The organism is Collinsella sp. AF05-9, from assembly GCF_003465595.1.
Lineage (GTDB): Bacteria > Actinomycetota > Coriobacteriia > Coriobacteriales > Coriobacteriaceae > Collinsella.
Window position 1 is genome coordinate 153,861 of sequence record NZ_QSBB01000001.1, and the last position, 13,124, is coordinate 166,984.

The following is a 13,124-nucleotide window of genomic DNA, read 5'->3' on the forward strand; positions in this document are numbered from 1 at the left end:
AGCTTTACGCGCAGAGCTTATTTGACCACCAGGTTGACCAGCTTGCCGGGCACGCAGATGGCCTTGACGACCGTCTTGCCCTCGAGCCACTTAGCGACGGCTTCCTCAGCGGCAGCCTGCATCTCCTCGTTGGAGGCGTCGCGGGCGACGTCGATGCGGCCGCGGACCTTGCCGAGCACCTGTACGACGATCTGCACCGTGTCCTCGATGGACTCGGCCAAGTCGAACTCGGGCCAGGCGGCGGTGTAGGCATTGCCCTCGCAGCCGAGCGCCTCATGCCACAGCTCGTCGGCCCAGAACGGGCAGATGGGGGCAAGGACGCTCACGATATCCTTGGCCACGCCGTAACACAGGGCCTTGTCACGGGAAGCGCCCTCAGTAGCGTTGAGGTAGGCGCTCGCGGCATTGACGAGTTCCATGACGGCCGAGATCGCGGTGTTGAACTGGCCGCGGTCAAAGTCCTCGGTGCACTTGGCAATGGTGCGGTGACGCTCGCGATAGAGCTTCATCGCGGCCTCGTCGAGCGCGGACTTGTCAAAGGCCACGTTGGCGTCACCGGACTGGACGAGCTGCCACACGATACGCCAGGCGCGCTTAATGAAGCGGTTGGCGCCCTCGACGGCCTTGGGATCCCAGTCGAAGTCCTTCTCGGGCGGGGCGATAAACAGGATCGCCAGACGCATGGTGTCGGCACCGTAGGGTTCAATGACCGAGCTCGGGGGCACGACGTTGCCCTTGGACTTGGACATGGTGTCGCCGTTCTCGTCCTTGACCATGCCCTGGCACAGCAGGTTGGTGAAGGGCTCGTCAACGCTCAGCAGGCCCAGATCGCGCAGCGCCTTGGTAAAGAAGCGGCTGTAGAGCAGGTGCAAAATGGCGTGCTCGATGCCGCCGATGTAGTTATCGACGGGCATCCAACGGTCGGCAGCCTCACGGGAGAAGGGCAGCTCGGTGTTGTGCGGGTCGGTATAGCGCAGGTAATACCAACTGGAGCAGGTAAAGGTGTCCATGGTATCGGTCTCACGCTTGGCCGGGCGACCGCAGACCGGGCAGGTGGTCTCGTAGAACTCCTTGCACTCGGCGAGGGTCTCGCCGGCACCCAGGTCCAGGTTCTCGGGCAGCGTCACCGGCAGCTGGTCCTCGGGCACGGGCACGATGCCGCAGTGCTCGCAGTGGATGGCCGGGATGGGGTTGCCCCAATAACGCTGACGGCTGATGAGCCAGTCGCGCAGACGGAACTCGACCTTGCGACGGCCGCAGCCCATGGCCTCGAGGTCGGCCACGATGGCAGCCTCGCCCTCAGAGTGCTTGCCGCCGCGCATGCCGGTGTACTTGCCCGACTGGACCAGCGTGCCCTCGGCAGCGTGGGCGCAATCCCAGTCGACGGTCTCGGCATGGAAGGTGTCGATGGTCTCGCCGCTAGCCTCGACGGCAGCGCGATCCTCATCGTCCAGGATGATCGGCACGATCGGCAGGTCGTACTTGCGGGCGAACTCAAAGTCGCGCTGGTCGCCGCAGGGAACGGCCATGACGGCACCGGTGCCGTAGTCGGCAACGACATAGTCGGCAACCCACACGGGGATCTTCTCGCCGTTGACGGGGTTTACCACGTAGCGGCCCGTAAAGGCGCCGTGCTTCTCGAGGGTACCCTGGGCGCGCTCGACGGCAGAGATATGCTTGGAGTCCTCGACGATCTTGGTGACGGCCTCCTCGTACTGAGTGCCCTCGACGAGCTCGTGCAGGCGCGCGTACTCGGGAGACAGGACAAAGAAGGAAACGCCAAAGAGCGTGTCGGCGCGCGTGGTGAAGACGGTGATCTTACCCTCGTCGCCCTCGATGGGCTCGCCATCGGCGTCGCACAGGGTAAAGTCAACCTCGGCGCCCTCGGAGCGGCCGATCCAGTTGGCCTGCATCTGCTTGACGCGCTCGGGCCAGCCGGGGAGCTTCTCCAGATCGTCGAGCAGCTCCTGGGAGTAGTCGGTGATCTTGTAGTACCACTGCTCGAGGTCACGCTTCTCGGGCTCGGTGCCGCAACGCCAGCACTTGCCCTCGGTTACCTGCTCGTTGGCCAAAACGGTCTTGCAGGTGGGGCACCAGTTGACCGGGTTCTTCTTGCGGTAGACCAGGCCCTTTTCCCACAACTTCTCAAAGATCCACTGACCCCAACGGTAATAATCGGAGCTGCAGGTCTTGACCATGCGATCCAGATCGTAGGAGAAGCCCATGCGCTTCATCGTGGCGAGCGCCTGGTCCATGTTCTTATACGTCCAGGCGGCAGCCTGCGTGTTGTGCTTGATGGCGGCGTTCTCGGCAGGCAGGCCAAAGGCGTCAAAGCCGATGGGGTGCAGCACATCGTAGCCGCGCATGCGGGCCTGACGGGCCATGGCATCGCCGATGGTATAGTTGCGCGCGTGGCCCATGTGCAGGTCGCCCGACGGATACGGGAACATCTCGAGCACGTACTTCTTGGGCTTGCTGGCGTCGGTGTCGACGGCAAAGAGGTTGGAGTCCTCCCAGGCCTTCATCCACTTGGACTCTATGGCCTGCGCGTCGTAGGCAGGGATCTCATCCTTATGATCTGTGCAATCGCACATATCAGCTCCTTTAATCTTTAATGGGGTCGGTCGGCTTAGCTTTATTCGCTACTGCGGACAGTCCTGCGCAAGACGAAGAGCACATTAAGTGCTCTTCTTTGCGTGCGGAACTTGTAGCGAACAAAGCTAAGCCGCCCGACCCTAAGGTTGACTCGCATGATGATAGCAAATACAACAAGCGAGATGTCTGCGACTTGCAGGCATCTCGCTTTATCTAAATAACGTGGTTGAGGCTCAACCTTTATGTGCAGGTCTTATCTTATCGATAAGACACAGACTGCTGGGAGTCTTTCACGACTACGTCGTGGGCGCCGCCTTCGACGATGGAGGTGGAGCTGACAAGGGTCAGGCGTGCCTTTTCCTGGAGCTCGGGGATCGAGAGGGCACCGCAATTGCACATCGTGGACTTGACCTTGTAGAGCGTGCCGCCCACGCCGTCCTTGAGGGAGCCGGCGTAGGGAACGTAGGAGTCGACGCCCTCGACGAAGCTGAGCTTCGCGGCGCCGCCCAGGTCGTAGCGCTGCCAGTTGCGGGCACGCGCAGAACCCTCGCCCCAGTACTCCTTCATGTACTGGCCGTTGACGTTGACGCGCTCGGTCGGGCTCTCGTCAAAGCGGGCGAAGTAGCGGCCCAGCATCATAAAGTCGGCGCCCATGGCAAGGGCGAGCGTCATGTGGTAGTCGTAGACGATGCCGCCGTCGGAGCACACGGGCACGTAGACACCGGTCTCCTCGTAGTACTCGTCGCGAGCGCGGCAGACGTCGATCAGCGCGGTGGCCTGGCCACGACCGATACCCTTGGTCTCGCGGGTAATGCAGATGGAACCGCCGCCGATACCGACCTTGATGAAGTCGGCACCGCAGTCGGCCAGGAATCGGAAGCCCTCGGCGTCGACGACGTTACCGGCACCGACCTTGACGTCCTCGCCGTAGTTGGCGCGGATCCACTCGATGGTGCGCTTCTGCCACTCGCTGAAGCCCTCGGAAGAGTCGATGCACAGGACATCGGCGCCGGCCTCGATGAGCAGCGGCACGCGCTCGGCATAGTCGCGGGTGTTGATACCGGCGCCGACCATATAGCGCTTGTCGTTATCGAGCAGCTCGTTGGGGTTGGTCTTGTGGCTGTCGTAGTCCTTGCGGAAGACGATGCCCATAAGGTGATCGTTGTCGTCGACGATCGGCAGGGCGTTGAGCTTGTTGTCCCAAATGACGTCGTTGGCAACCTTGAGGCTGATGTTCTTGTCGCCCACGATGAGCTGCTCGCGCGGGGTCATGAACTCGGAGACCTTCTTCTGGTGGTCATCGCGGCTGGGACGATAGTCACGGCTGGTGACAATGCCCAGGAGCTTGCCCTTGGGAGTGCCGTCGTCGGTGACCGGCATGGTGGAGTGGCCGGTCTTCTCCTTGAGCTCGATAACCTGCTCCATGGTCATGTCGGGTGTCAGCGTGGAATCGGACTGAACGAAACCAGCCTTGTGATCCTTAACGGCCTTGACCATAGCAGCCTCGGACTCGGGGGTCTGAGAACCGTAAATGAAGGACAGGCCACCCTCAGTAGCGAGCGCGACACCCATGTCGACGCCCGAGACGGACTGCATGATGGCGGAAACCATGGGGATGTTCAGGGTGATTGCCGGCTTCTCACCGCGCTTGAAGCGAGTTAGCGGCGTCTTAAGAGAGACGTTGTTGGGGATGCACTGCGAGGACGAGTAACCAGGGACCAGCAGATACTCCGAAAACGTGTGGGACTCACCGGGAAAGAACGTAGCCATGTTTCTCCTTTTTCCATGCGACCGGTCGGCTGCAGGCCTCGTAGGACCCAGCCCAACCTTGGGCGCCCAATACTGGGGAAGTATCTTAACGCACTTTGACTGCTACAATGCATGGTTTAGAAAGAGCACACGAGGGTTTGACGCAGGCTTTGCGTTTGCCCAGCAAACACTTTAGCGGGGAGACGTGGAGCGTATGAAGTACAAGACGACGGCAAAGTTGGTCATTCAAGCGTGCGACAAGGATTTGCCGGGCGTGTTCGGCCATGGCTGCGTCTTGCTGCTGCAGGGTATTGCCCGGGAGCACTCACTCAACCGCGCCGCCAAAAGCATGGGCATGGCGTATTCTAAGGCCTGGCGCATCGTGAACGAGGCCGAAGGGCAGCTGGGATGCAAACTCATCGAGCGCGACGGCGCCCGCGGATCCACGCTCACCCCCGCCGGCGAGCACGCCATCGAGGCCTATGAAACGCTGCAGACGGAGATCAACAACGTCATAGCAACCCGGGCCGACACCCTCATTGCCACCATCACCGAAAAGTAGCTCATTTGGGACGGGCTTTTTAGCAACGATGTCCCCTTCTTGTGCCAGGCCACGGCGTTCGATGACTTCATTGGCATGATCAGCGTACACAAAATGGGCGGTCGCAGCCGAGCCCCCCCCCGCGTAGCGAGCCTCAAGCTCAAGCTGGGACAGCATCGTTGCGACTGCCCTTTCATCGTCGAGATAATCCTGAGGGTCACCACATATCTCAGGCCAGCGCAGCGGCGACGAACCCGCCGCCTCCTGCGCGCCCGCGCGAGCCTAGTTCTCCCCAAGCGCGCGCCGCGCGAGCTCCAGACAGCCCAAGATCCCCTGGTCGCCATCGAGCGAATTACCGACGACGTAGGCATCGAGATCATCCATCTCGGGAATGGCGAGATAGCCGTTGAGCAGCTCCGCAAGCTTGATGCGGGCTGGCGGCAGCAACGGCAGGTGATCGCCCACGCCCCCGCCGATGACGATCTTGCGGGGCATGTAGCACAACACGAACGTCGCGAGCGCCTGACCGAGATACCCGCCGATGAGCGCGACCTTGCCCGGGTCGTCCACCATGCCAGCCGCGACGGGATCGCCCCAGCGCTTCCACAGGGACGGGCCGCACGCGAGGCCCTCAAGGCAGTTCGTGTGGAACGGGCAGGCGGACACGCCGGAGGGCATCGGGTCGGCTGGGTCGCGCGTAAGCGGGATGTGGCCCGCCTCGGGATGCATCGCGCCATGAAGCAGATTGCCCTCCACCAGCACGCCGGCCCCCACACCCGTGCCAATCGTGAGGTAAAGAACGTCGCGCAGGCCACGGGCGCACCCATACACGGCCTCGCCCAAGCATGCCGCGTTGACGTCGGTGTCGTAGCCAACCGGGACATCGATGACGGAGCGCAGGGCGCCGAGGACATCGACGTTCGACCAGCCGGGCTTGGGAGTCGTGAGCATGCATCCAAAATGAGGCAACGCCGGGTCGACATCGGTGGGCCCAAAGGCACCCACACCCAGGGCCTCCACGCCGCGCTCAGCGAACCAAGCCCCGCACGCCTCCAGCGTCGAGGTAGGATCCGCGGTGTCGATTCGGACGCGCTCCACGATCTCCCCGTCTGCGCGACCAGTCGCGCACACCATCTTCGTCCCGCCCATCTCAAGGGCACCCAGCAAACGACTCATAGCTCCCCCTTTTCCCCGTTGGCGCTCAATTCCCAGCACGTGATGCGCGCGCCTGGCACCCTGATGGCACACGAGCGGCTCCTCGGGTACCAGCGCGTGCTCATGACGAGCTCACCTTCATTCACAAAGACCTCAACCGAAGACGTATCGACCAAAATGCGCACCGACCGCACGGCATTGACGCGCTCCCAGCGCTCCGTGCGCCCGCAACTGGCAGCATTGCGACCGGCATCACGGAAACGCATCACGAACCGCATGAGCCTCTCGTCCGGATCGCAAGTCACGAATAGTTCGAGCTCCTCTCCCAGGACCACATGCATCTCATCGCCCACGTCCTCGAGCGCAATATCGCATGCCGTCGGTATCACGTCGAGGTGCAGCTCATCCACAGCTCGATGCGCCTGCCCGCGCAGGGACGCGAGCTCGCGCACGGGCCGCTGGAGCACAACGCCCCCATTCCCTGCCGTGAGCTCACGAGGCACCGTGAAACAGTGCTGCCAGCCCTCGACGATCGTCGGGTCGTTACCGTAGGTGGCGTCTTCGGGCATGCCCATCCAGCCCATGAGGATGCGGCGGCCATCCTCGGCCACGAAAGTCTGGGGAGCGTAAAAGTCGAATCCGGCGTCCCACAAGCGGAACGTCCCCAGCTCATAACGCCCGCAGATGTCGCCCGCAAAGGGCACGTAGCCCGAATGGTACACGTTGCGGTGCTCCCAGTCGCCGCCAAAAAGGCCCTGCGGTGAGAACGAGAGCACCTGAAGAGCATCGAGCTCAAAATAATCGGGGCACTCCCACATGAAACCGAAGCGCTCCGAGGACTGGATCCTGTTCTGCAGCCTCCATGTCTGAAGTTCGTCCGAGGCGTACACGAGCACCTCTCCGGCATCGCGCTCGCAGCTGGCGCCATGGCAGCGCACGAAGAGCTCGCGCCGGGGCGATGGCGAGGCCGGGACGGAGTCCTTTGCGGGTCCGGCCTCCTCCGCAGCCCCACGGCGGCGCGCCCCCAGCACCATGAGGTACCTACCGCACGGGGCGTCCGCGCGCCATACTTTGGGATCGCGCACGTGGCAGGAGAGGTCAGCTGGATAGTCCGCATTGCCGAGCAGAAGGCGCTTCTCGCCGAACGTCTCGCCGTCGGCGGTATCCACCATAACAGTATTTCCCTCACGCCCCGTGTTGATGTAGTCGTAGGCGCCATTCCCATCGGGAAGCTTGACATTGCCGGTGTAAAACACGCTCACGTGGTCGTCGAGCACAAGTGCGGAGCCCGAGTACACGCCATGGCAATCGAACGGCTCGTCGGGGTACAGCGCGCAGCCCTCGTACGTCCAACTCACCAAGTCGGAGCTCGTGCTATGACCCCACATCTTGACGCCGCCCTCGACGTCAAAGGGGGCATATTGGAAGTACGCGTGAAAGACGCCGTCCTTCTGGTACAGACCGTTGGGATCGTTGAGCCATCCCACGGGTGGCATCAAGTGATACGTCTGGGCCCAGGTGCGCGGCCTGCGCGACGCGGCGTCCTCGGCAGCCTTCACCAGCTGCATCAAGTCGCGTTGAAGTGCGTTGGCCATGAAGGTCCTTTCTCGTGTGATTCGTCTTCAGGTGCGTGAGGACGTGGCGCGGTGCGGATGCGGGGCAGCGCCTTGGACTATTTTCGAGGCACTCATCGCCGCTCCCTCAAACGCAAAGACTCAACCATGATGCCCCACCGAACCGAGCACAGTGCAGCGTCATCATCCGTGACATACCGAATTGAAGCTATAAAACTCGATAATCAATCAATTCGATTCCAAGCCGCGCAAGTTGATCGATCATGCCGGCGCTACTCAGTGCCTCAGCTTCGTAAGTTCGGCTTTCCGTAAGCGAAGAGTGCTCCATGATGTAAGCATCGAGGTACCCTGGATGGCAAATCGCCATTGCAGTCTCCCCTAAACTGATGGACGCCGCGCCATCGAGAAAATGCTTGCGCGCATCTTGAACAGAGGCGGCAGGGCGCATCGGCAAAACACGAACAATCGAACCGCCGACCCTCATTGAGTCACAACCGCGATCGGGCAACAAGCTTACAGGCAGTCCGAGCTTCTCGGCAACGGCTGCCGCCGCCCTCATAAATGACGGTGAAAGCACGGCATGAATGTCAATATAATCCGGGAGTCGTCCAAGTAAAGACTTAAGTTGATCGACCTGCAAACGGATCTCCCGGTATGCCTCTTCAAATGAAACGAAATCTTCCTCGACCGCTCTATACGCGGCGCTTCCGTGGAACTGCCCAGTTGACTCCACAAGTGACGGCACAAGGCTCGAATCAGATAGTGGCTCGCCGGCGCTAATGCACGCATGTAGACCGACTGCGACATCATGACCGGACAGCAACCTTACACCATGCTCCGCTGCGGGCATGTTTGCCATAACGCCGACGCTGCGCACGATTCCCGTATGCAAGGTGCGCTCAATCCCATAATTGACCGCTTCGCTAAATCCCAGATCATCAGCTCTGACCAGCAATCTTTTTGACATGTTCCTATCCCCTTCCCTGCGGAGCCTTGTCGGCACGATAGCTCACGTTACCTTCGCGCCCATCCACGCGGACTTCACCTTGACGAGTCACCATTGTTCGTATGGCGCGATACGCAGGCAGGGCGGCCGGACGAGGCAACAGATCCATGCACGACGGCGGAAGCGGCACGCGATCGTCATGACCCGATAAAATTGCGTCACATACCTCAATCACCGTCTCCAGCAAGAAGACCGGCGATTCGTAGGTACCGTGATTTCGCACGATGCGATCATAGCGACCATCCAGCACGCGCACGCTCTCGAGGGCCCTCCGATAGGTCTTCACATCGGTGGACCAATCCTCAAGCAAAATCGTCCCCGGCCCACATGCGTCGCCGAACATGGCAGCGCGTTCCTCCGGCACCAAAAAAATCATGGATCCGTGAGTGTGCCCTGGAACGGCGTACGCCTCAACGGTAACCCCGCCAAGGTCGAACACATCGCCTCCGCGCAGGGGCTTCAATGCCCGCTCCTCAAGATGGGGCTCGAGCTCAATGTTCGAAAATCCGCATCCAGCGACAAATCGCTGGCGATAAGAAATAGCGGCGTGGGCGCGATACACCGGAAGATCCATCAGGTTCATATGTGCCGAGCCAAACTCTCCCGCCCCCATCGCATGGTCGACATGCCCGTGAGAAAGAAGCACTGTGACCGGCAAGTTGGTAATCTGCCGAACAACGGCAGCGAGCCCGGGCACGCCACACCCCGTGTCCAAAAGAGCGGCACGGCGCGAGCCGCAAACAAGATACATGGCTACGCCAAGAGGATCGACGATGCGATACATCCTGACACCAATACGAATCACCGTATAACTCACGGGAAATCACCCTCCCACGGAAACCAAGCTCATCATGTGCCGCGACGCAACGAACATAAAGCGCCCGAAATGCGCATTCGCAAATCGGGCGCCACAACACACCTCTAAGACTGGCGACTCTTGTTGCCCTCAACACCGAGAATCATAATAAGCGCAAGCGTTACAACAAAGCCGATGCCACCGGAGATGCAGGCATGCACGAAGTTTGCCATGCTATCTCCCCCGATAAACTCGAGAACCACGGTGAAATTCGTATAGAGCGGAGCGTAGCAGGTGACACCCATGATCGCCGCGTACAGCGTGCCCACAAACGTGCCGATTGCCTGATACGCCAGTACACGCGGATAGCGAAGCAGGATGCCAAAGATGGTCGGCTCACCAACTCCCACGAGTGCCTGGGTAATGAAGCAGCTAAGTCCGAGCTCGCGGTCCTCGGCAGTCTTGGCCTTAATGAGAAAGCCAAGGCCGCAAGCGATCGAAGCAAACGTGGAAGCAGCACCCATGACAAAAATGACATTTTCATATCCTTGGGTCGCAAGGGTGCTCATGCCCAACACGATGATGGGAAGATGCATACCCGTGGCAACAAGCGGCATGAACAGCGCGCCGATAAGGGCGATTCCAACCGGACCGAGGACATCGTGAACCCACATGAGGGCGGACTCAATCGCAACACCCATAATGGCGCCGCAAGGACCAAGGACGCAGAGGGCAACCGGAGTCATGGCAAGAACGGTGAGCACGGGAACGAACAAGAGGTGAACTTGATCGGGGATGATGCGATTGAGCAGCTTTTCCACCTGTGCCTGCACGGCGGTGATGAGAATCATCGGGAATACGGTGGATCCATACGTGGTAAGCCACATGGGTATCCCGTAAACGGTGAAGGGCTTACCGGCTGCCACGATTTCCGCCATCGTCGGGTGCAGCATGATGCCGGCAATGAACACAGAGATCACGGTGTTGGAACCGAACTTCTTCGATCCCGTATATGCAACCGCCATGGGCAAGAAGTAGAACCCTGCGTCACCAACAAAGGTGAGCAGCTTGAATAGATCGCTTCCCTCCTGGACCAGGCCCAATGCGGACGGGCCCAGGATCATGAGGATCAACTTGACCAAGCCGCCCGCAACAAGCATGGGGATGACCGGCGTGAGGCAGCCAGTCAGCGCGTCAAGGATGGCGTTACCGACGCGCGCCGGCGTAAGAGGCTGCTTTTCAGCTTCCGTCGACTGCGAATCGAGGTTCTCGTCGACAGCAGCCTGATGCTCGATGCCACCGACCTCGCAAACTTCGTTGTACACATGGGTGACCGTGGGGCCAATGATGACCTGATACTGCTCTCCAGAGTATTGCTCCCCCAAAACACCAGGTACCGCGCGGACCGCATCACGGTCAACGAGCGCCTGATCGGCAAGGTTGAACCTAAGGCGCGTCACACAGTGCGTGGCAAACGCCACGTTGGCCGCCCCGCCAATTGCCGCGAGTACTCCTTCCGCTGTCTTTTTGTAGTCTGCCATACCGTCTCCTTTCATCGTGTGGACTAAGCCCATTCTCCAGGCTCGACCACTACGGCAACAAAACACTATTAAAGAGATGCCTGATCCCGATGCGGCTCGTCGCGCCGCAACCATGCGAGGGCAAGCGGCACCCACGCCGCGGCATACGCATCTTCATCCTCAGCCTTTGCAGCAGAGGTCGGCTCGCAGAGAGCCATTCCATGTGGCCCCGTTGGGAATAGATGAAACTCGCAGGGAACGCCAGCATCTATCAGGGCCGCGGCAAACTGGCACGCACGAGCGGGATTAACCACTTGGTCCTCCGCGGTTTGCCACATGAATACCCTGGGCATATCAGGCCTCACTCCGGAAATCAGGTCGAAACGCTCATCGCATTCGGCCGCACCGTCGTTTCGCCCAAACAGGGCGCGCTGGATATATGGAATTTGCCAACGCATCTCTTTTGGACAGCTGTCAACAGCGCGAGTTGCCATATCCAAAGGGTTCACGAGCGGATAGCCAAGCACCACACCCGTGGGCGCGCAGTCACGCGGATCAACCCCAGGCACCTGGCTCAGCAAGTCCGGATCATCCCAATGCTCGGCAAGACACGCGGCGAGATGGGCGCCAGCTGAGAAGCCAACCACGTATATGCGAGATGCATCGATGGCATACTCTTGAGCATGAGCCCGGACCCAGGCCATCGCTTGCATAAGCGCAATCAAAGGGGCGGGAAACGTTGCTGTACGATCTATTACAAGCTCTTCGCCTGGCTTCTTTGGGCGCGATCGAAACAAAACCGGATATCTCAATACCGCGGTATGATATCCTGCGCCAGCAAAGCGCATGGCAACAGGCTCTTGCTCCTTTGTCGCATGCAATACATAGCCTCCACCAGGGCACACGATCACAAGCGGTCGGAGCTTCTTAACCTGATAAGAGATATTAGGTTCAAGAAAAAAGGTGCGCAGGGTCGATCTACCTTGAGCATCGAGCTTGATGTCGGTCGTATACATTACGCCACGCCCCCCTCATCAACGACCGCGGCAGTTGCCACACGGCGCACGAACGCAGCCGTTCGCATCAATACGTCCTTTGAAGCGCACGGGTCGTATTCACGCGCAAAAGCCTCATGAGTAAAGCCGTGGTGGCAGCCCTCATAGCATTTGTAATCTACGGCCACTCCGGCCTCGTCCAGCATCGCGGCAAAGCGCCGCGAGTCTTCGCAAAGCGTGTCCAAGCTGGCGGCGTGCACGAGAGCCGGCGGCCACACAACATCCGTGGCAAGAAGCGGAGACGCAACAGGGTCCAGCATGTCGGCCTCCGTCGCATATGCCCACGATGCGTACTGTTGCATCCTCGTTTGTGATAGCGCCGAGCCGGTATTCACGCTTGGCCGTTGAACGCTCAGGGGCGCAAGCGGCGGATAGTTCATGATGAGGCCACCTATCGATACCTCATCGGATCGAGAGGCCAAGACGCAAAGGGCTGCAGCAAGATTGCCTCCCGCGCTGTGACCGCAAACAATTATGGGGCCGCCTGTAAGGCCCATTTCGGATCGATGGGCGTCACAATACTTGATGACCTCCAAAGCCGAGTGCTGCGGGACGGGAAACTTGTGCTCCGGCCCCACGAGATAATCGACATTGAGAACCGTTGACCCAGTTGAACGTGAGAGGTCCCGGCAAAACGGGATATCGAGCTCCCAGTCTTGTAGAACATACCCGCCTCCATGAAAATTAAAAACGAGTGGCAGCGCCTGATCGCACGACCTCCCCTCAACTGCGCTATACCGATACACGGCTATTTCGCCGGCAGAAGTTTGGATTACGAAGCGCCGCGCCTCATTCCCTTCGGCCAATCTGCGTTTTATGGCTCCCAACTGCTTGTCCTTATTGACGCGATACGTTATTGCGTCATTGGAAGAATCAAACATGAGTGGCACCCCCTCGACCATCCGGCTCAACGTGGGAACGTTCCCACTGACGATTCTTATTCTGTATTCGATTTCATATTCAGTCAAGATAAACTTCGCGGAACCTTGTGATGCTACCGTTCGCCGCCATATATCAACCGCTCACGTTCAAAATGCGTGCGGCAACGTAATATGTAACCGAACACTTTTTGCCCGCCACGCGCATCCGCTCGCGAGTAAAGGCACCTCATGTCGTTATCGGCGATTGGACTA

At 60.0% G+C, this 13,124-nt stretch carries 10 protein-coding genes; 1 reads left to right on the top strand and 9 read right to left on the bottom strand.

Going from position 1 to position 13,124, the window contains the following annotated elements:
- Positions 1-17: 17 nt before the first annotated feature.
- Entirely contained in the window at positions 18-2,594 is a 2,577-nt protein-coding gene (leuS, locus tag DWV43_RS00680) for a leucine--tRNA ligase (protein WP_117816795.1), read from the bottom strand.
- A 259-nt stretch (positions 2,595-2,853) separates the two neighbouring features.
- Positions 2,854-4,365 (bottom strand): IMP dehydrogenase, encoded by a 1,512-nt coding sequence (locus tag DWV43_RS00685; protein ID WP_089571691.1) that lies wholly within the window; start codon positions 4,363-4,365, stop codon positions 2,854-2,856.
- Positions 4,366-4,558: 193 nt separating this feature from the next.
- On the opposite strand from DWV43_RS00685, the gene DWV43_RS00690 reads away from it, so the two are divergent.
- A complete protein-coding gene (locus DWV43_RS00690; RefSeq protein ID WP_117816796.1) occupies positions 4,559-4,906 on the top strand; it encodes a winged helix-turn-helix domain-containing protein in 348 nt (115 codons plus the stop codon).
- 261 nt (positions 4,907-5,167) lie between these two features.
- On the opposite strand, the gene DWV43_RS00695 is transcribed toward DWV43_RS00690, so the two are convergent.
- The 7 genes from DWV43_RS00695 to DWV43_RS00725 all read right to left on the bottom strand — a co-directional run bounded on the left by DWV43_RS00695 (position 5,168) and on the right by DWV43_RS00725 (position 12,872).
- The gene (locus DWV43_RS00695; RefSeq protein WP_117816797.1) at positions 5,168-6,061 is read right to left on the bottom strand and encodes an ROK family protein; all 894 of its coding nucleotides are present in this window, start codon (positions 6,059-6,061) and stop codon (positions 5,168-5,170) included.
- The gene (locus tag DWV43_RS00700; RefSeq protein WP_117816798.1) at positions 6,058-7,635 is read right to left on the bottom strand and encodes a glycoside hydrolase family 32 protein; all 1,578 of its coding nucleotides are present in this window, start codon (positions 7,633-7,635) and stop codon (positions 6,058-6,060) included. Before DWV43_RS00700 ends, DWV43_RS00695 begins: the two co-directional genes overlap by 4 nt.
- Positions 7,636-7,822: 187 nt before the next feature.
- Entirely contained in the window at positions 7,823-8,581 is a 759-nt protein-coding gene (locus tag DWV43_RS00705) for a ChbG/HpnK family deacetylase (RefSeq protein WP_117816799.1), read from the bottom strand.
- Between the two features lie 4 nt (positions 8,582-8,585).
- The gene (locus DWV43_RS00710; protein ID WP_147346248.1) at positions 8,586-9,437 is read right to left on the bottom strand and encodes an MBL fold metallo-hydrolase; all 852 of its coding nucleotides are present in this window, start codon (positions 9,435-9,437) and stop codon (positions 8,586-8,588) included.
- 104 nt (positions 9,438-9,541) lie between these two features.
- Entirely contained in the window at positions 9,542-10,957 is a 1,416-nt protein-coding gene (locus tag DWV43_RS00715) for a PTS transporter subunit EIIC (RefSeq protein WP_158569798.1), read from the bottom strand.
- 68 nt (positions 10,958-11,025) lie between these two features.
- The gene (locus DWV43_RS00720) at positions 11,026-11,952 is read right to left on the bottom strand and encodes an alpha/beta hydrolase (protein WP_117816802.1); all 927 of its coding nucleotides are present in this window, start codon (positions 11,950-11,952) and stop codon (positions 11,026-11,028) included.
- Positions 11,952-12,872: an alpha/beta hydrolase gene (locus DWV43_RS00725; RefSeq protein WP_158569799.1), complete on the bottom strand. Its 921-nt coding sequence runs from the start codon at positions 12,870-12,872 to the stop codon at positions 11,952-11,954. The genes DWV43_RS00720 and DWV43_RS00725 overlap by 1 nt, the downstream gene beginning before the upstream one ends.
- Positions 12,873-13,124 lie beyond the last annotated feature (252 nt).

What these genes read in the sequence shown, in the direction of transcription:
- leuS (WP_117816795.1), bottom strand. Translation starts at nt 2,594, where the DNA reads ATGTGCGATTGCACAGATCATAAGGATGAGATCCCTGCCTACGACGCG.
- DWV43_RS00685 (WP_089571691.1), bottom strand. Translation starts at nt 4,365, where the DNA reads ATGGCTACGTTCTTTCCCGGTGAGTCCCACACGTTTTCGGAGTATCTG.
- DWV43_RS00690 (WP_117816796.1), top strand. Translation starts at nt 4,559, where the DNA reads ATGAAGTACAAGACGACGGCAAAGTTGGTCATTCAAGCGTGCGACAAG.
- DWV43_RS00695 (WP_117816797.1), bottom strand. Translation starts at nt 6,061, where the DNA reads ATGAGTCGTTTGCTGGGTGCCCTTGAGATGGGCGGGACGAAGATGGTG.
- DWV43_RS00700 (WP_117816798.1), bottom strand. Translation starts at nt 7,635, where the DNA reads ATGGCCAACGCACTTCAACGCGACTTGATGCAGCTGGTGAAGGCTGCC.
- DWV43_RS00705 (WP_117816799.1), bottom strand. Translation starts at nt 8,581, where the DNA reads ATGTCAAAAAGATTGCTGGTCAGAGCTGATGATCTGGGATTTAGCGAA.
- DWV43_RS00715 (WP_158569798.1), bottom strand. Translation starts at nt 10,957, where the DNA reads ATGGCAGACTACAAAAAGACAGCGGAAGGAGTACTCGCGGCAATTGGC.
- DWV43_RS00720 (WP_117816802.1), bottom strand. Translation starts at nt 11,952, where the DNA reads ATGTATACGACCGACATCAAGCTCGATGCTCAAGGTAGATCGACCCTG.
- DWV43_RS00725 (WP_158569799.1), bottom strand. Translation starts at nt 12,872, where the DNA reads ATGTTTGATTCTTCCAATGACGCAATAACGTATCGCGTCAATAAGGAC.